Below are 17,353 nucleotides of genomic sequence, written 5' to 3'. Positions count from 1 at the left end.
AGGATTGCGCCGCGGGTAAGCAGCACTCAACAAAGTGTATACTACAAACCCTTACCACCGAGGTAAGCGGCCTGAATATCCGGATTAGAAAGCAGTACGTTGGCATCGTCCGCAAGAACGATGTTCCCTACTTCCATTACGTACCCGCGATCAGCAAGCTTGAGTGCAGCACGCGCATTCTGCTCAACAAGAATCACGGTTAAGCCGTGCTTGTTGATCTTACGAATAGTTTCAAAAATGGACTTCACGAGTATCGGAGCAAGGCCGAGAGACGGTTCATCCAACAACAGCAAGCGAGGGCTGGACATCAGCGCACGACCAATTGCGAGCATCTGCTGCTCACCACCGGACAGTGTTCCTGCAAGCTGGGTGCGGCGTTCGAGCAGACGAGGAAACAGATCGTAGATCCATTCTCTGTTACGCTCAATTTTTGCGTTATCCTTCAACGTAAAGGCACCTAAATCCATGTTCTCCTCTACTGTTAATGTAGAGAATACACGACGCCCTTCCGGAGATTGGGAAATGCCCATCTTAACAATATTATGTGCCGGAACAGAATGAATAGGCTTACCGTCGAGAAAGATCTCACCTTTGGTCGCTTTCACAAGTCCACAAATGGAGTTGAGCGTGGTGGATTTTCCTGCCCCGTTGGCACCAAGAATAGTAACAATCTCACCTTCATTAACTGTGAGGTTGATACCGTGCAGTGCTTCAACTTTACCGTAGTTTACGTGCAGATCACGAAGTTCAAGTAGCATATGGCAGGTCTCCCTTACAGTAGATCATCGTCGGCACCGAGGTACGCTTCGATAACCCGGGGATCATTTTTAATAGTTTCCGGATCGCCTTCAGCGATAACTGCACCGTATTCAAGAACAACAAGGTGTTCACAGATTTTCATAACAAGGCTCATATCGTGTTCAATAAGAAGCACGGTAATGCCACGGTCACGAATGGCTCCGATAATATCAATAAGCTCTTGAGTTTCCTGATCGTTCATACCGCCAGCAGGTTCATCAAGAATGATGAACTTTGGCTCGGTTGCGAGCGCGCGGGCAACTTCCAGCAAACGCTGCTTTCCGTAAGAAAGGCTATCTGCCTGAATATCCCACTGGTCTTTAAGACCAACAAATTCCAACTCAGCCATTGCTTTTTCAAGCACAAGCTTTTCTTCAGCACGCTGAGAAGGAGTACGGAACATGGAAGCAAAAATGCCGGATTTCATTCGACAGTGACAGCCAGAAAGTACGTTTTCCAGAGCATTTAAGCTCTTGAAAAGACGAATAGTCTGGAATGTACGCGCAATGCCAAGGTTTACAATGCGGTGGGTTTCCATACCTACTACATCTTTACCATTGAACACCGCTTCACCGGTATCTGGAACATAGTTACCGGTAATCAGGTTAAACACAGTGGTTTTACCAGCACCGTTAGGACCGATAAGACCTACGATTGAACCTTCCTCAACATTGAAGGAAACGTCATTAACCGCAAGCAGGCCGCCAAAGGTTTTGGTAAGGTTTTTAAGCTCTACAAGACTCATGGCTGCTCTCCTTCAGCTTTGCTGAAAAAGCGGGAAACATCGTATTTTCGTGGTAAAGGAGGTAACAGACCCTGTGTGCGGAAAATCATCATTGCGACCATTGCGGCACCGAAAATAAGCATTCGGGCAGACGCAAAATCACGGAAGACTTCCGGCAGGCCGATAATAAGGAACGCACCGAGAAGAACTCCGCGGATTGAACCCATACCACCGAGAATAACAATGGTGAACAGCAATACAGACTCCCAGAACGAGAACGATTCAGGAGAAATAATTTTCATTTTACCGGCAAAGATAGTTCCGACCATACCAGCCCAGAATGCACCAATAACGAATGCTGTGAGCTTGTAACGGGAAATATCAATACCAGAGCCATCTGCTGCCACGTCATCATCTTTAATATAGTTAAGCGCTCTGCCGAATCGAGAATTTTCCAACCTATGGAAGAGGAAAATTGTTACGGCACAGAATCCCCAGATCAGATAAAAGAACTGGTGTGGACGCTTAATTTTAAAACCGAATAACATTGGACGATCAATACCGAAAATGCCGTTAGCACCACCGGTTAACCCGCCAACATCGTTGATAAGAGCAATACGAACAATTTCGACGATACCAATCGTAACGATAAGCAGATAGTCACCACGAAGATGAATAATTGGTCGCGCTACAATAAGACCGAATATTCCGGCAAGGATGCCAGCAAGCGGCATTGTCCATAACAACGGAATATCGAACATCGTATTCAAAATTGCGGAGGTGTATGCACCAACCGCAAAAAATGCTGCATGTCCCATCTGGAACAAACCACACTGACCAAGAATAATATTCAGGCTGAGCGCAAGAATTGCGTACAGGCCGATATTGTTCAAAACATCAGTCCAGTATGCATTGAGTACCAGCGGAGAAAATGCAAACAGCACAGCCCCTGCAAGGTACAACATATCTTGTTTCTTTATGATCATATCTTATCAGCCACCCTTTCGCCCAAAATTCCGGTCGGGCGGACGATCAAAATGAGAATGAGCACAAAGAAGGAGATTGCATCTTTCCATGCGATGGAAATGTAAGCAGCTCCGAGAGATTCTACAACACCAAGTAGCAGGCCGCCGAGCATAGCGCCCGGAATGTTGCCAATGCCACCAAGAATTGCAGCAGTAAAAGCTTTAAGGCCGTATAACCAACCCATCGTAAAGTTAATCTGACCGTAGTACAGACCAACCATAACACCGGCTGCACCACCAAGTGCAGGGCCGATCATAAATACGAGGCTGATAACGCGGTTAACATCAATACCCATAAGCTTTGCTGCGCCCTGATCGATTGCAGCTGCACGGATGGCAGTACCAATACGTGTCTTATGTGTGAGATAATACAAACCGCACATGAGTATGACAGAGGTCGCAAACATGAGAATACGGATAAGCGGAAGTTCTACGCCAAAAATATCCACAGTGATGTTTGGTAACAACCCATGCGGATATACGAGCGGACGCGCGCCCCAGATAAGCATAATAGCATTCTGGAAAAAGATGGACGCACCAAGAGCACTTACGACTGCTGAAAGACGCGGTGATGTTCTAAGCGGGCGGTAGGCAACTCGTTCGAGCAAAAAGCCTACGACACCAACAAGAATAACAACCATGACTGCCAGAATTAACAAGCCTGCAATTGGTCCGAAAAAATCAGTAAGGCCTAACGATGTGAGCAGCGTCAGCCCTAAAAAAGCACCAATGGTGAACAAGTCACCGTGTGCAAAGTTAATCAATTTTAATACACCATAGACCATGGTGTAACCAAGTGCGATGAGGGCATAAATGCCACCAACCGCCAAACCATTTGTTAGCTGCTGAATAAATTCTTCCATATGGAAATCCCGTTGAAAAAAAAACGGTAAAATCCAGAACACAGCACCCTTGCCGCGCTGTGTTCTGGAAAAATGAAGCCGAGTTTACGGTAACATTACAAATTCGCCGTTAGCATTAACTTCGCTAAGGCGGTAGAACTTGCCGGAACGGTCACCTTTTTCATCAAAAGCGATGGTGCCGGTAAGCCCAGGGAAGTTTTCCATTTTGTTACGTAAGTAATCGGAAAGAACTTCTGGATCGGTAGAATCTGTCTGGCGAAGTGCTTCAACGATTGCGAGGAACGCATCGCCAGCAAATACAGACCAGATAGAAGCAGGTAGCGTGTTGTACTCTGCTTTGTATTTTTCCAGAACGTCTTTTGCAAAAGGAGAAGTAAGGTCGTTACGCCCGGAGGGCTCACGAAGAAGAAGCCATTAGCTGCGTCGTTACCAGCAATCTTAACGAGGTCAAGGTTGTTAGTTGCGTCGCCGCCCATCATAGGAACATCCCACTTCATTTCTTTTTTCTGGCGAAGCAACAAGCCTGCTTCGTTAAAGTAACCAGTGTAGAAAATCACGTCGGGTTTGTAGCCTTTAATTTTGGTAAGAATAGTATTGTAGTCCTGCTCGCCCGGGTTGAGCGCATCAAAGAATACTACACTGTCGTCGTCGAGAAGCTTGCGAGTTTCGTCTGCAAGGCCTTTCGCGTAGGAAGAGTTATCGTGCAGAATAGCAATACGTTTGTATCCACGATCTTTCAAAACCTGTGCTGCGGCTGCACCCTGAGAATCGTCACGAGGACATGTACGGAAGAAGTTAGCAAGACCTTTTTCAGTCAAACGCACCATGGTAGAACCAGTAGCAATCTGAATGACATCTTCTTCGTCATAAATATCCTGTGCTGCTTCAGTAATAGAAGAGCCATAGGTACCAATAACCGCGACTACGTCAGAAGTAACAAGACGCTGAGCGGCAAGAGCTGCTGTTTTAGGGTCAAATGCATCGTCTTCTGCAATAATTTCAATCTGCTTCCCGTTAACACCACCATCGGCATTAATTTTAGCAGCAAGAATCTCAACAAGATTCTTCATATCAAGACCTTCAGATGCATATTTGCCTGTGAGTGGTGCCTGTAAGCCAATTTTAATAGTATCTGCCAGTGCTACAGATGACATCAACAATGAAGCAACCAACCCGAAGGCTAAAACGCGCATAAATCTTTTCATTCGAAATCCTCCTATGGATGACTTTCTATAAAAATCCTACAAATAATTCCCTCTCCTTTAGCGAAAACCAACCTCAAAACCCAATTTCACAGGGCTTTGGGTATATTCATCTCACATAACAACCCACAACAAATTTGTCAAAAAATATGCCTCTTAAGGTGATAGAATGATATTTTTTTATTGTGGGTTTTTGTCCAAACTTTGGAATCCCATGCTGCACCTACGTTATGCATGGTTGTGAAATATATAACTAATCATATTTCATATAATACTGAATGAGTCTTCAACCAATATCATAGTAAAAAACGAGCTTTCGATAAAAAAAAGAAGGTGTGTTATGTATTTGAAAAAATATTTGCTGCATTAAACAAAAAAGAGATACCACTTATACTACTCCTCAACAGAGAAAAAGAAGTAGAAAAAGTGTTTTTTAAACGTATGCACCAAGACTATGGGTACACAACAAAAAAGAAGCGTATATCTGTAAAAAATTACAGCTACACCTTCATTATGGAAAAACATCTTGTTCTACTACCAGCAAAAATACAGCTCTCTACTATGCAAAACACAGTATTCTACGATTTTTACTGTAAAAATAGCACCACATATCTTCAATGCAGGAACCCTCTCTTATACACATTTTCTAAGAAATATAAAGGGGTAAATAGAAAATTCTATTCGAGGCACTTATATTGCATACAGAACATTACTTTTACAAAGAATGCGACCCAACCAACATAAACTCACGACATGGAAACCGTATCATAATATTCTAAAATAAAACATATTTTCAGAACAACATTTTGAAAAGCAAATAAAAAAATCGGCTAATCTGTTTTGCAATCACAACAGACTAGCCGATATTCCCTTGCTTCCCAAACTATTCAACACATAAGGGTACAAGCATTAAAGTGGACATAGTAAAATCAAATATTTTAGAATGATAACCAAAACTGAACACTGTTTTATGTATCACTAACTTTAATCGTATTTGAGCAATGAACTTTTGCTTCATCTGAAATTATTCCATAAATAGTTTCAAGACGCTTTTTCAATACAGGCGAGAGCTCTTCCAAGCTCTTTTCCTCCGATTCCATCTCAGGCGGGTCATACAGCCCGACATGCTTAGCAAGCATCTCAAGAGCTTTTAGCTTTGAATGTTGTTTAACTCGCACAGTACCACCGCGAGTCGTCACAGTCTCAGTAATTTCTGCAATGGATGCTGCCTGCGCATCACTTAGGTCTTGAGAATTTATGAGTACTAGGTGTCCATCATCCCAAGTACATACATCTTTCAAACTGGCAAACCCCACTGCTGCCAATTCACGGATAACTGCATCCTGTGTAATCTGCGTCCGCTCCGCCCGCTCCTGCTGGCGCTCCTGAATTTCCTTCACTATTTCTGGAACAGCAAGCAAGCGCCTTGCCGTAGTAGATGCAGACCGCTTCGAATACCCCGCTCTGTACGCAGCAAGGCATCCATTATAATCAGTTACGTACTCATTAATAAAACGCCGCTGTTTCGCTGAAATCTTGCGAGCCACGCAACTACCTTTCTTTTTACCTACAGCACTTTTTTTCGTAACTGTAGCCTTCTCTTTCTTTTCAACAGACTCTGCTTCGTCATTTACGCATGTAATTTCTAATGCCATTAGTTGCGATCCCTCCGTAGATCTGCCTTGATCTCCGAAAGTACTTCCTGCATGGCCGCTACCCGTTCATCAATACGCGCCACCTTTACTACAACTTGCTGCTGTGATGCGTATTCTTTCGATAACAAACCGGTCATTTGCTCAACATGCTCAAGCCGAGCACTAAAGCTGCTAAAAACACCTGCAACTGTTGCCACGGCGGTAATTAACGCAAAAGCTACACTCAAGGTGACATTCCGATCCATATGCCAACGAGATTCACTGCTACATCCCACTACTGCCTCCGTTCCCGGCTTTATCTTTGCGGTATGAGCCAAGAGAAGAACCAAGATAGTAGTTCACCACTGCACCAAACGCAGTACCCAGCGAACCGAGCAAGAGCAAAGCAGGCTCACTCACATCAGGAGTTGAAACAATAATGTTCAACATCCAGAAAAATCCGCCAATAACCACTAAAGCAACCACACCTGTTACCCATGCACCACCATGCCCTGCTTTTGCCAATGCGACCTCGCGGGCGCGGGCATCCTGCACGTTTCGCAGTTCTGCATCCAATTGAGCACGTTGCCAGCCCAGCAACTGCGCCTGTTGTTCTACTTCAAGTTGTTTAAGCTTCAGCAGCGTCTTCGGGTCCCGAAGTGCTGCCTCAACAGCCTCTGGCTCTGGATCAACTCCAAGAAAACTACTTATGAGCGTCCCGGCTGCTCCCGCAATTGCTCCAACCGGCCCTCCTAAAACTGCTCCCAATATCGGAGCCACTTTAGCGACACTCAAGCCTAAATCTTTCCAATCCATACAATCTCCTTATTTCACGACAGCATACCCCGTAAAAAAAACACAACCGGTGATAGGCCTATGAAACAAGGATGCTACGATGCTCTTACGCATACGCACCACTGATGGACTCACTTTCTCCACTAGGATTTTTACAAGTAAAAAGAGCGCCTTCGTTTCCGAAGACGCTCTTAGTGATAGCAATCTAAAAAGCCTTACTGGCTTAACTGTGTGGGAGACATACTTGCGTAGAGCTCATTTTATTAAAAATGGCATTCGTAGGAATTGGTCGAAAAAAGGAAAATGTATGTCGAAGAAAGGCACTTGTATCGAGAATTGCGCACGAAGAAACCATAGCAAGACACATCAAATTAAAGGACAGGCCTATCCGACAACATATTCATTTGAAGCTATGGAACACATACTCCGCTAAGAAGTGCATCATCATACGGAGCGGGAAAACCGAGATCTGCGCCTTCTGCCAAAGCGTCACACCCATCATCAACTTTCAGCTGTGATATGAGAAGCTCGCCAAAAAAGTTCCATGCTGTGCCATTTGAGCTATTCAGGTCCAATGCAACCTCATAGTTCTTCTTGGCCCCCATGTAATTACCAAGTCCAAACTCTGCGTATCCTCTATATGCATATGAAATACTTTCAGGATAATACCGCACAGCTTTATCAAGGTCTTCAATTGCTGCCTCATATTCGGCGAATTGAATTAACAAGCGTCCACGCCGTAGCCATGCCTCGCCATACTCCGGTTCAAGCCGAAGCGCCTCACGCAGCAAACCCGCTGCTTTTGCCGGGTTCTCACACACGCCATTTTTCCACAACACATGGGCCTTTGCATATGCAAGCTCTGCCTCATGATTAAGCTTTCCAGAAACCCCTGTAGGGTTAGCTGGTGCTTTGGGCTTTACAGCTGCTCCAGAACAGCCGGAGAGTGCAAAAGCTGTTACCAGTAACAAAAAGAAAATACGCTTCATATGTAGTATGCCTAGCGGTTTGCAACCGCAACAAATAGGAAAGTTAAGGAAAACATTGACTCATTTTACAGTACGATTTATCGGAATATCTATAACAATTTGTTTATATAGGAGTCATCATGTTTTCGTCTGCAGCGACACGCACAAAGATCCATTCTCTCATGCAGCAACTTCGTTCCTACCCCTTTTTACGCCAAAAAGAAAATGCAGAACGGTGTGCAATGCTACTTGAAACAATCGATGAACAGCATGCGGTATACTCCCAACTCTGTCATTCACAAGAATACTTTGTTCAGCATTTTCAAACAATTTTACAAAAAAAAGAAATTGAAGAAGACGATATCTTTAGCCTGCTAGAAGACCTGCTGATTCTGGTACGGGAAAAAACTTTACGGACAGGAACTCCACATGCAAACGATGCAGAAATAGCTGCACTTGCACATGTTTTGACAGGTACAGACTGGGCAAAAGATGACGGAACACTTTTTTCTGAAACTTTTTTTTACAAAGTTCCGCTCTCTCTTATCCACGCAATTTCTAGTGACTTGCATGGAAAAACAGCAAGTTCACGCTATCCGACTCAATAATTTTTACAAAATTATATATAATCAGGCTAATCCCTATTCCCCGCACTACAAGAATCTGATATCCTTTTGGAAAGATAGAAAAATAACCCAAATAATCGGTGGGGGGATACACGATTATGGGCAGAATCTCGCCGTCTACTTTTGTAGGGAAAAGTAGACCGGCTCTCTTTTTCATTATCGCCACCTGCTGCGCGATTATATATCACTTTGCCGTTAACCAATGGTTCTCGGACAATTCTGTTGCGCACTTTTTTCTTCCGCTGCTGGTCGGCAGCATTATCTTCATTTTCAGCTTTTATCTCATCCGTCAAAAAGACAAGTTTCAAGACACTGCAACGACAACGTCTGAAAAACTTTCTGCTGCTCAAGCAGAAAGTCTGCAACTGCGTATGCGATTAGTGGATGTGGAACGAAAATCACTTGCTACACGTCGAGAGTTGCAAGGATTAAGACTGGAACGATGCCATGCGCATCCGGAAACCAGTAAGTTTGAAACTACATTTCATGCAACACCAGACCCTATGCTGCTTGCTGATATGGAGTCAGGTCTAGTCACAGATGTTAACGAAAGCTTTTTGCATTTGCTGGATCACAACTGGCAGGATGTCTACAATAATGCTGTCAGCGCTATTTTTACGTGGGCGAGTGTGAAGGATGCCAAGCGGTTTGCCAACGCCCTGCTTACAGGAAAACCGGTAAACAACTTACAGGCAGTTTCCGAACGCAAAAGTGGCAAAAAATTCTTCGCACTTGTTTCTATGCGCTCTGTATCTATTTCCGGCAAACGCACCGCCATCATTGCTGTTCGCGACTACTCTGACCTACATGCAGCCCAGCATGAGATTCGTCTCTATTCAAAAGCCTTGGAACAAAGTCCTGCCGGAACAGCGATCCTTTCTATTGATGGGTGCGTTGAATATGTGAATACCCGGTTCACACAAATCACCGGATACACGGCAGACGAGTTGCACGGAAACCAAGTTCCTTTCCTGGAAACTCTGTCTAACAGCACCCATTTTTCATGGAAGACTCTGACAAATACACCGGAATGGCGTGATGACATTTTCACAATACGCAAAGACAACACTAAATGCTGGCTTTCACTTTCCATCTCACCTGTACTCGAACATGATGCTCTTGCCCGTTACGTGCTGATTCTTGAAGATATTACAGACAAAAAGGAACAAGAACGCCGTATTCAGCATATGGCTCTGCACGACGGACTGACAGGAGTGGCAAACCGTCGCCAATTCAAAATGCAACTCTCCCATTCTATTGAACTGCAACACCGCAGTCAGGTTCCGTTCTCGGTCGTCTTTATTGATTTAAACGACTTTAAGGAGATTAACGATACGCGGGGACATGACTTTGGGGATGAAGTACTCAAGAAAGTAGCAAAGCGACTTAAGCACATATTACGAGAAGTTGATCTTGTGGCACGCCCAGGCGGAGATGAATTTTTACTTTTACTAAGCGGTATTCATTCTGTGGAAGATTTACAGACAACACTTCTTCGTATTGCCTACCACATTGCTCGACAAATGGAATTTAACGACGCAACCACAACAAGTATGACCGCAGCGATGGGGGTTGCCATGTGCCCTGAACACGCCACAAACGCGGACGAGCTTCTTTCTAAAGCAGATCATGCAATGTACGCATGCAAACGCACTCCCAACAGCCCGTATGTAATATGGGACCCGACGATCGATATGGAACAACAAGCGTCTTAATTAAACGATAGTGTGCATCAGATGTAAACGACAATATCTATCGTAATTAAACACAAGTTATTTCCTAACTAAACGACAGCCCATGTCCCAATTAAACGATAGTGAATGTAGTCGTCAGACTAGGCGCACTTTTGCTTTGCTGCGTCTCTAATAATCAATTGTCACATCGTTTCGCTGCCACTGAATTTTTCCACGACTCTTCTTAAATTTTCTTAATAAGACATACAGCGCACCTGCGCCGCCATCTTTATTCTGCGCAGTACAAAAGGCTAGCACAACACGCTTGAACGGCTCTCTTGTAAGCCATTCCTGAATACGCTCGCGGAGTACTGCGTATCCTTCAGGAGAGTTCTTACCTCGGCCGGGGATCAACAAGACAGTGTGCTTTCCTTTATTATAAGCAGCACGAAGAAAATGCACCATAGCCTCATGGGCTTCCGGCGCAACCATACCGTGCATATCAAGATGCCCTTCCGGACTAAACTGTCCTGCACGCAATTTGCCCATCATAATAGGATCAAAACCCTGCACGTGTCCCTGAACATACTCATCTGTATATTCGAGTACGAATTCAATTTCGCTCTCTAATAAATCCTGTAATGCTTTTTTTGAATCATCAGTCGCAGAACCTTTCTTTGCATCCGCTTTCGCATCAGGAACAACTTCCCTGCCTTTGCTACTCAGGCCGCTCACACCCATCATTGCAGCAGCGAATGCATCTTCTTCAGGAATCTCTACCTTAGGCTTTGCAGATCCGACCGCCTGTTTGGAGCGCTCTTTTGCAGCCTGTTTCTTATCTTTTTTCTTCGACACTTTTTCAAAGCCTTTCACTTCATCCATGCGCATAGAAGCATCACCTGAATGGGTACGCTTTTTCACTTTCCCCTGCCCGCCTCCAAGAGAAGACACACTCACCATAGCCTGAGAAAACAAGTCATCATCCTCGTCAGGTGCAGAAAACAAATCTTTATCCGAACCAGAAGCTTTCTTCTGCTTAGGTTGTTTTGTTTTAGGAGCATTCGGGTCAGGAAAATTCTTTTTATTCAGATTCTTAAAAGGATTATTATCCATGCTGATCTTCCTTTACTGCGCGTTATCAAAAAAAATTCCAATGCAAAACACCCTTTACAAGGGCGCTGCAGTACTCTTATAACCGTCGAGCACAAATAAGGAGCTGCCCATGTATTCTTTTGTTCCAACCGGTGTCTGTGCTAAGCAGATCATGTTCGACGTTACTGATGGCGTCATCCACGATGTACAATTTGTAAAAGGCTGTCCAGGCTCCCTTTCCGCTATTAGTAAATTGCTTGAAGGTAAACCTGTGGACGACGTTATTCCGATCCTCAAAGGTACCCCTTGCGGCACTAAAGACACTTCTTGTCCTGACAGACTTGCAGAAGCGCTTGAAGACATTCAGAACGGCAATGCTGCTCAGTACGAAATGAAGCCAGCTGCCAACGGATTCAACCCGTTCTCTTAGTCTTGTATGCTCCCGTACAATGTAACGGGGCTAGGATACAGAACGCATTCGGGACTTGTTCCTTTATGCGAAAAAATACCCTGACACACTTAGTGTCAGGGTATTTTTACATCTAAGGTAAAAATTCCCAGTCTTTTATTTTCAAATCAACGCTGGCACTGCCATTGTACCGGTCAATACGTGGAGAGTAAGCAAGTCTAAGCTTTCTTCCCTCCATGGATGGTGGAATATCGTCTACCATTCTCCATGCTTTGGCGTGTAGCGTAATACCGGAATCCAAATCGAGCAACTCAAGCTTGAGATGCTTACGCGCAAAGATGCGGCGTGATTTAAGCAACAGAACAGGAGACTTGAACACTGGTTCGCTGTTTCCCATGCCGAACGGTTGCAGCAATTCAAGCTCTTTCAACAACGTAAAATCTGCTGCGAGATTAAAGCCGACTGGAGCATCAAATTTTAGCGTCGCTGTTAACGGCTTATCACCAACGGCTTCAATAACAACATCATTAAAACGAGTACGTAATTCTTCAAGGTTCTCTTTTTCCAAAGACATACCCGCAGCGAGTTTATGTCCGCCATATCCAAGCAGCAAATCTTTACAACGTCCTAAACCGGCATGCAGATGGAATTCGCTGATGGAACGCCCAGAACCTTTCACTTTTTCGCCATCGCTACATAAAATCAGCGTAGGCTTATAAAATTTTTCTACTACACGCGAAGCCACAATGCCGATAACACCGGAGTGCCAGTCTTCACCATAGAGAACGAGTCCCATCTTATCTGACTGTGAAGCAGCCTGTTCCATTGCAGCATCAAGGATACGCTCTTCTTCATTCTTGCGCTCTTCGTTCATCACATCCAGCTCACGAGCAAGCTGACGGGAACGTTCGTAGTCATCTGTGAGCAGCATTTCAAGAGCAATATCTGCTTTGCCCATACGACCTGCAGCATTAATTCGCGGTGCAAGTCCAAAAGCAACCTGACCTGCTTCTACGGTTCCACCCGCTGCATAGCCTGAAACTTCTTTAAGCGCGGCAATACCGGGGCGACTAGCCTCTTTGATCTTAAGAAGGCCGTTTTTTACAAGCACCCTGTTTTGACCGGAAAGGCTAACTACGTCGGCAATGGTTCCAAGAGCAACCAAGTCGAGTAGCTCTTTCACGTCTGCACGCTTACCGGTAGATGCGGCAAGCCGAACGTTCAACGCGCACATCAAGAAAAAGGCAACGCCTACACCTGCAAGGTGCGGACACGGGCATTCGCCAACTTTCGGGTTACAAACAGCATGTGCATCCGGCAGAGTTTCGGCGGGAAGGTGATGATCTGACACAACAACAGTCATGCCCAGCTCACGAGCTTTTGCGATTGGAGCAAAATCTGTAATACCGCAGTCGACTGTAAGCAGCAATTGAACACCGTCTTCAGCAAGGCGTTCAATCCAAGCCTCATTAAGGCCGTAGCCTTCTTCCATGCGGTTCGGAATATGCTGTATGATCTCGAAACCGTGTTCTTTAACGAGTTGGGTTACTACTGCCGAAGAAGTCACACCATCAACATCATAATCACCCCACACAGCCATTTTTTTGCCTGCAAGCAATGCTTCGGCAAGTACAGCAGCGCTTTCTTCCAATCCTGCCCACTTATTAAACGGCTCAAGATATTTAAGCCCCGGGGAAAGATACTGTTGCATATCTTCCGGAGTATGCAATCCGCGAAGCCAGAGGATATCAATAAGCGTTTTTGAAATTTCGAGCTCTTCAGCCCACCCAGCTAACTCGGAAGGTGAGCTATCGCCTTCTCGCTGTACCCAATTTTTAGCCAAAACAACTCCAGTACGGTAACATAAACTATCTGTTCGAAAACAGTAAAAGCAGGGAATTACACATGTAATCCCCTGCCATATAATACTAACTACTAACTGTAAAACGAATGACTACTGCTGTAACAGCAGATCATCGTCGTCATCATTTGCAAAAACATCTTCAACGGTCGGGATGGCCTCGTCTGCTTTACTCTGCTCGAGCTGGATGCCGTCACCGACAGCCGACGTAACTTCCTCTTTTCTTTTGGCTGCTATCTCAGCGGTACGTACGACAGTGCGTACTTCGCTGAGACGCTCTTCCGGCACAAGGCCTTTATCGAGAAGCCATACAAAGAACTTAAGAACCACTTCAAAATCTGGATTGCTATTAATAGCCTTCAGAAGAAAATCTACACACCGAGCGTAATCTTTCTTTTCAAAGTGAGCACGGGCAATATTGTAGAACAGGTGATCATCACCACCGGACAATTCAAGCGCTCTGTCATAGTACTCAAGAGCCTGCTTGGTCATTTTGTTTTTGCGAAGATTAATACCAAAGTCGTTAAACAAATGCTTATGCTTTTTCTCAAAAGCAGCATCCAGTTTAACAAGTCGTTCAAAGATATTATTAGCTTTGCTGGTTTCGCCACGGTCAAGATAGGTAAGACCAAGACCGAAGTTAGCACGAACGTTTTCTTCATCTACCTGAAGTGCATTGCCATATTCAAATTCTGCAGTAAAATTCTCGCCGCTGTCTCTATGACCGTCTGCACGGTCAACAGTATCAGCAAGTTCCTGCATTTTCGGGAACACTGTAGTTACATAAAACTCAGGTTCCGGTTGAAAACGACCAATGACATCTTCAATGGTAATAAAACGCTTTTTCCCGGCTGGGATATAGTTTGCGTTAAGAGGTTGAACTTCGATTTTTCCATCCAACTCTTCTACAAACCAGAAAGTTTTTTGCACGGACTTACGAATGCCAGTACCGGTATCAACCTGCCTTACTTCCTGTGTAGAAAAGATGCCTTTAATAGGTTCTCTATCTTCCGGAGAAGCCATTTCTTGTAATCCCACTTCAACCTCCTCAAATCCAGCAGCAACTAGTGGTTATATCTTCATGGCCTCCAAAATCTCCTGTGCAGCGTGCAACGGAGAGTCAGCGCCAGTTACGGGACGTCCTACAACCAGATAATCTGATCCGGCTTTCACAGCCTGTGCCGGAGTCATAGTACGTCTCTGGTCATCACCAAGAGAAACAGGACGAATGCCCGGAGTCAAACAGAGGAAATCGTTCCCGCAAGACTTTTTGATTGTATCAACTTCAAAGCCGGAACACACAACACCATGAATGCCCCACTCCTTACCGGAGGTGGCAAATGAAAGAACAGTATCTTCCAGTGATGTTGTCATCCCTTTAGGTAAATCTTCCTGAGACATGGAGGTGAGCACTGTAACACCAAGTAAAATTGGTGAAACTCCAGAATCTACAGAACCTTCGGCAAGCCCTGCAACAGCAGCACGCGCCATGCGCTCTCCGCCCATCAGATGAATATTTACCATGTCCACACCGTGACGCACGCTTGAACGTACCGCACCTTGAACTGTATTTGGAATATCAAAGAATTTCATATCAAGAAAGACTTTGAGTCCCATCTGTTTTAATTCACCAATAATCTCAGGACCTGCGGCTGTAAAGAGTTCCAGCCCCACTTTTACCCAAACATCAGCACCTTTGAGCATTTTGGCCATAGCCATCGCTCCTGCTTTGTCCGGATAATCAAGCGCAATTACAAGGTTCGCCATGCTAACTCCAATCTTCCATAATGTAACTTACAAGATCCGGAGAGCTTTGCGGAGACAGTGTCGCAGCAATATATGCACTGCGAAGCTGATCGTAAGCTTTATCCAGATTGTCATTAACAATCCAAGCGTTAAACCAATGTGCCTGCTCCAGCTCTTTTTGAGCGTTCGCAATACGGTTCATAATGGTTTGCTCGTCGTCGGTTCCACGACCACGTAAACGCTTTTCAAGTTCATCACGGGAAGGTGGTAGGAGAAACACATAACAACCCTGCTTTAAGTTACCGTAAAGCTGGCTGGCTCCCTGTACATCTATATCAAAAATAATATCGTTACCCTGTTGCAGCATGTCCAGCGTAGCCTCTTTAGGCGTGCCGTAGAACTTGCCATGCACTTCAGCCCATTCTGCAAAGTAACCAGCATCACGTTTTTCGCAAAACTCTTCTTCAGATATGAAGTAGTAGTCTTTGCCGTGAACTTCGCCCTTACGTGGCTGACGGGTTGTGTATGAAATAGAAAACGAAAATCGAGGAAATTCTTTGAGTAAGCGCTTTGACAAAGTAGTTTTACCAGTGCCGGAAGGTGCGCATAAAACAAGAACAATTCCTCGGCGGCCAATAACATCAAAATCTCTAGTGGCCTTACCGGAAATATCAAGAGTCATTAGTCGTTATCCTCCTGTAGGAAACGCTGACTAATAGTTTCTGCCTGAATAGCAGACAAAATAACGTGATTAGAATCTGTGATAATTATTGATCGCGTTTTTCTTCCCTGAGTTGCATCCACGAGCCGCCCTTCATTTCGCGCATCTTCCCTAACGCGACGCATAGGAGAAGACGTGGGCGTCACAATGCTTACAACACGGTGGTGCACGACATAATTACCAAAGCCAATGTTAAGCAGCTTGCTGCTTTTCATATGCTACTCCAGATTCTGTACCTGTTCCCGGCATTTTTCGAGTTCGTTTTTGAAATCAACGATGAGGCGGGCAACCTGCTGATCTTGAATTTTGTTGCCACAGGTGTTCACTTCGCGGAAGCACTCCTGCAGGGTAAAATCAAGGCGTTTGCCAGCTTCGCCGCCGCCGTTAATGAGCTCGTCAAAGCGCTCAATATGGGCATTAAGGCGGGTGATTTCTTCACTCACATCAAGCTTATCGGACAGTACGGTGATTTCCTGTAAGAAACGCTGTTCTTCCAGTTCGGATTCAACACGGGCAAGCACTTCGGTAATGCGGTCACGCAGTGTAGCAAAGCGTTCTTCTTTGATCTGCGGTGAACGTTCTTTAATGGTTGCAACCCAACCGCGCATACGTCCTGTACGCTCAAGCATGTCTGCAGAAAGAGCAGCTGCTTCAGTTGCACGAGCTTTGTTCCAATCAGTAAGTGCGAGCTCAAGGCCTTCAACAAGCTTATTAGCAAATTCTTTTTCCGGCTCATTACTGCTGTCTTCCCACAGGAAAGACATACCAAGCATGCGAGTGTAATCCGGTGCAAAATTGTCACCGCGTTCGCCTGCAAATTTTGCAAGTTCTTCAAGCATTGCAGAAGCCTGAGCAGTGTTAAATGCTACGGCCTGCAATTCAGCACGCTGAATCTGCAAATTGAGTGTTATTTCTACACGGCCGCGCTGGCCGAATTTACGTACGGTCTTTTCAAAACGGGTTTCCAGTGAGCGAGCCAGCATTGGAAGACGCCATTTAAGGTCAAGATGGCGGCTGTTTACGCTACGGATTTCCCAAGTCATGGTGAAGCCGTCGCCCTCGTGAGTGCAACGACCGTATCCTGTCATGCTTTTAAGCATACGTTCCTCTCTATATGTCAAAACCCTGCGTTAACACTGCAGGGCATAAGGTTTTTTTTGCTTGCAAGAGTTGCCTCCTGCATATGCGAATAGCCGCAACAAGTTGCTTGCTACGA

Annotated in this window: 18 protein-coding genes and 1 pseudogene; 3 read left to right on the top strand and 16 right to left on the bottom strand. The window is 45.0% G+C overall.

Going from position 1 to position 17,353, the window contains the following annotated elements:
- Positions 1–41: 41 nt before the first annotated feature.
- The 9 genes and pseudogenes from MKHDV_RS14150 to MKHDV_RS14110 form a co-directional block, all read right to left on the bottom strand.
- Entirely contained in the window at positions 42–758 is a 717-nt protein-coding gene (locus tag MKHDV_RS14150) for an ABC transporter ATP-binding protein (protein ID WP_160716402.1), read from the bottom strand.
- 14 nt (positions 759–772) lie between these two features.
- Positions 773–1,543, bottom strand: coding sequence for an ABC transporter ATP-binding protein (locus MKHDV_RS14145; RefSeq protein ID WP_160716400.1), 771 nt, complete (start codon positions 1,541–1,543; stop codon positions 773–775).
- Positions 1,540–2,508 (bottom strand): branched-chain amino acid ABC transporter permease, encoded by a 969-nt coding sequence (locus MKHDV_RS14140; RefSeq protein WP_174239244.1) that lies wholly within the window; start codon positions 2,506–2,508, stop codon positions 1,540–1,542. Before MKHDV_RS14140 ends, MKHDV_RS14145 begins: the two co-directional genes overlap by 4 nt.
- Entirely contained in the window at positions 2,505–3,410 is a 906-nt protein-coding gene (locus MKHDV_RS14135) for a branched-chain amino acid ABC transporter permease (RefSeq protein WP_160716398.1), read from the bottom strand. The genes MKHDV_RS14140 and MKHDV_RS14135 overlap by 4 nt, the downstream gene beginning before the upstream one ends.
- 84 nt (positions 3,411–3,494) lie before the next feature.
- Positions 3,495–4,615 (bottom strand): annotated as a pseudogene (locus tag MKHDV_RS14130) (branched-chain amino acid ABC transporter substrate-binding protein).
- A gap of 965 nt (positions 4,616–5,580) precedes the next feature.
- Positions 5,581–6,267: a terminase small subunit gene (locus MKHDV_RS14125; protein WP_160716396.1), complete on the bottom strand. Its 687-nt coding sequence runs from the start codon at positions 6,265–6,267 to the stop codon at positions 5,581–5,583.
- Complete coding sequence (locus MKHDV_RS14120; protein WP_160716394.1) at positions 6,267–6,542, bottom strand: hypothetical protein; 276 nt, start codon at positions 6,540–6,542, stop codon at positions 6,267–6,269. The genes MKHDV_RS14125 and MKHDV_RS14120 overlap by 1 nt, the downstream gene beginning before the upstream one ends.
- Positions 6,532–7,062 (bottom strand): hypothetical protein, encoded by a 531-nt coding sequence (locus MKHDV_RS14115; RefSeq protein ID WP_160716392.1) that lies wholly within the window; start codon positions 7,060–7,062, stop codon positions 6,532–6,534. Before MKHDV_RS14115 ends, MKHDV_RS14120 begins: the two co-directional genes overlap by 11 nt.
- 389 nt (positions 7,063–7,451) lie before the next feature.
- Positions 7,452–8,030: a tetratricopeptide repeat protein gene (locus tag MKHDV_RS14110; RefSeq protein ID WP_160716510.1), complete on the bottom strand. Its 579-nt coding sequence runs from the start codon at positions 8,028–8,030 to the stop codon at positions 7,452–7,454.
- A 119-nt stretch (positions 8,031–8,149) separates the two neighbouring features.
- On the opposite strand from MKHDV_RS14110, the gene MKHDV_RS14105 reads away from it, so the two are divergent.
- Together MKHDV_RS14105 and MKHDV_RS14100 are read left to right on the top strand one after the other, a co-directional pair.
- A complete protein-coding gene (locus MKHDV_RS14105; RefSeq protein WP_160716390.1) occupies positions 8,150–8,617 on the top strand; it encodes a hypothetical protein in 468 nt (155 codons plus the stop codon).
- Positions 8,618–8,733: 116 nt separating this feature from the next.
- Complete coding sequence (locus tag MKHDV_RS14100; RefSeq protein ID WP_160716388.1) at positions 8,734–10,350, top strand: diguanylate cyclase domain-containing protein; 1,617 nt, start codon at positions 8,734–8,736, stop codon at positions 10,348–10,350.
- A gap of 147 nt (positions 10,351–10,497) precedes the next feature.
- Here MKHDV_RS14100 and MKHDV_RS14095 read toward each other — a convergent pair whose 3' ends face one another.
- Positions 10,498–11,421: a Smr/MutS family protein gene (locus tag MKHDV_RS14095; RefSeq protein WP_160716386.1), complete on the bottom strand. Its 924-nt coding sequence runs from the start codon at positions 11,419–11,421 to the stop codon at positions 10,498–10,500.
- A 109-nt stretch (positions 11,422–11,530) separates the two neighbouring features.
- Here MKHDV_RS14095 and MKHDV_RS14090 point away from each other — a divergent pair, with 109 nt between their 5' ends.
- Positions 11,531–11,830, top strand: a complete 300-nt coding sequence (locus tag MKHDV_RS14090; protein WP_160716384.1) for a TIGR03905 family TSCPD domain-containing protein — start codon at positions 11,531–11,533, stop codon at positions 11,828–11,830.
- 112 nt (positions 11,831–11,942) lie between these two features.
- Here MKHDV_RS14090 and recJ read toward each other — a convergent pair whose 3' ends face one another.
- From recJ to MKHDV_RS14060, 6 genes are all read right to left on the bottom strand, one after another.
- On the bottom strand, positions 11,943–13,652 hold the full coding sequence (recJ, locus tag MKHDV_RS14085) for a single-stranded-DNA-specific exonuclease RecJ (RefSeq protein WP_160716382.1): 1,710 nt from the start codon (positions 13,650–13,652) through the stop codon (positions 11,943–11,945).
- Between the two features lie 111 nt (positions 13,653–13,763).
- Entirely contained in the window at positions 13,764–14,708 is a 945-nt protein-coding gene (locus MKHDV_RS14080; RefSeq protein WP_160716380.1) for a lipopolysaccharide assembly protein LapB, read from the bottom strand.
- Positions 14,709–14,741: 33 nt separating this feature from the next.
- The gene (gene pyrF, locus MKHDV_RS14075) at positions 14,742–15,437 is read right to left on the bottom strand and encodes an orotidine-5'-phosphate decarboxylase (protein WP_160716378.1); all 696 of its coding nucleotides are present in this window, start codon (positions 15,435–15,437) and stop codon (positions 14,742–14,744) included.
- Between the two features lies 1 nt (position 15,438).
- Positions 15,439–16,098: a guanylate kinase gene (gene gmk / locus MKHDV_RS14070; RefSeq protein ID WP_160716376.1), complete on the bottom strand. Its 660-nt coding sequence runs from the start codon at positions 16,096–16,098 to the stop codon at positions 15,439–15,441.
- Complete coding sequence (locus MKHDV_RS14065) at positions 16,098–16,352, bottom strand: DUF370 domain-containing protein (protein ID WP_019999788.1); 255 nt, start codon at positions 16,350–16,352, stop codon at positions 16,098–16,100. The genes gmk and MKHDV_RS14065 overlap by 1 nt, the downstream gene beginning before the upstream one ends.
- Before the next feature lie 3 nt (positions 16,353–16,355).
- Positions 16,356–17,237 carry a YicC/YloC family endoribonuclease gene (locus MKHDV_RS14060; protein ID WP_160716374.1) on the bottom strand — a complete coding sequence of 294 codons (882 nt, stop codon included), beginning with the start codon at positions 17,235–17,237 and terminating at the stop codon, positions 16,356–16,358.
- Positions 17,238–17,353: the final 116 nt, after the last annotated feature.

The organism is Halodesulfovibrio sp. MK-HDV, from assembly GCF_009914765.1.
In the GTDB taxonomy this organism is placed as follows: Bacteria; Desulfobacterota; Desulfovibrionia; order Desulfovibrionales; family Desulfovibrionaceae; genus Halodesulfovibrio.
The sequence above is the reverse complement of the archived record's forward strand: the minus strand, read 5'-3'. Positions and strand labels throughout refer to the sequence as shown.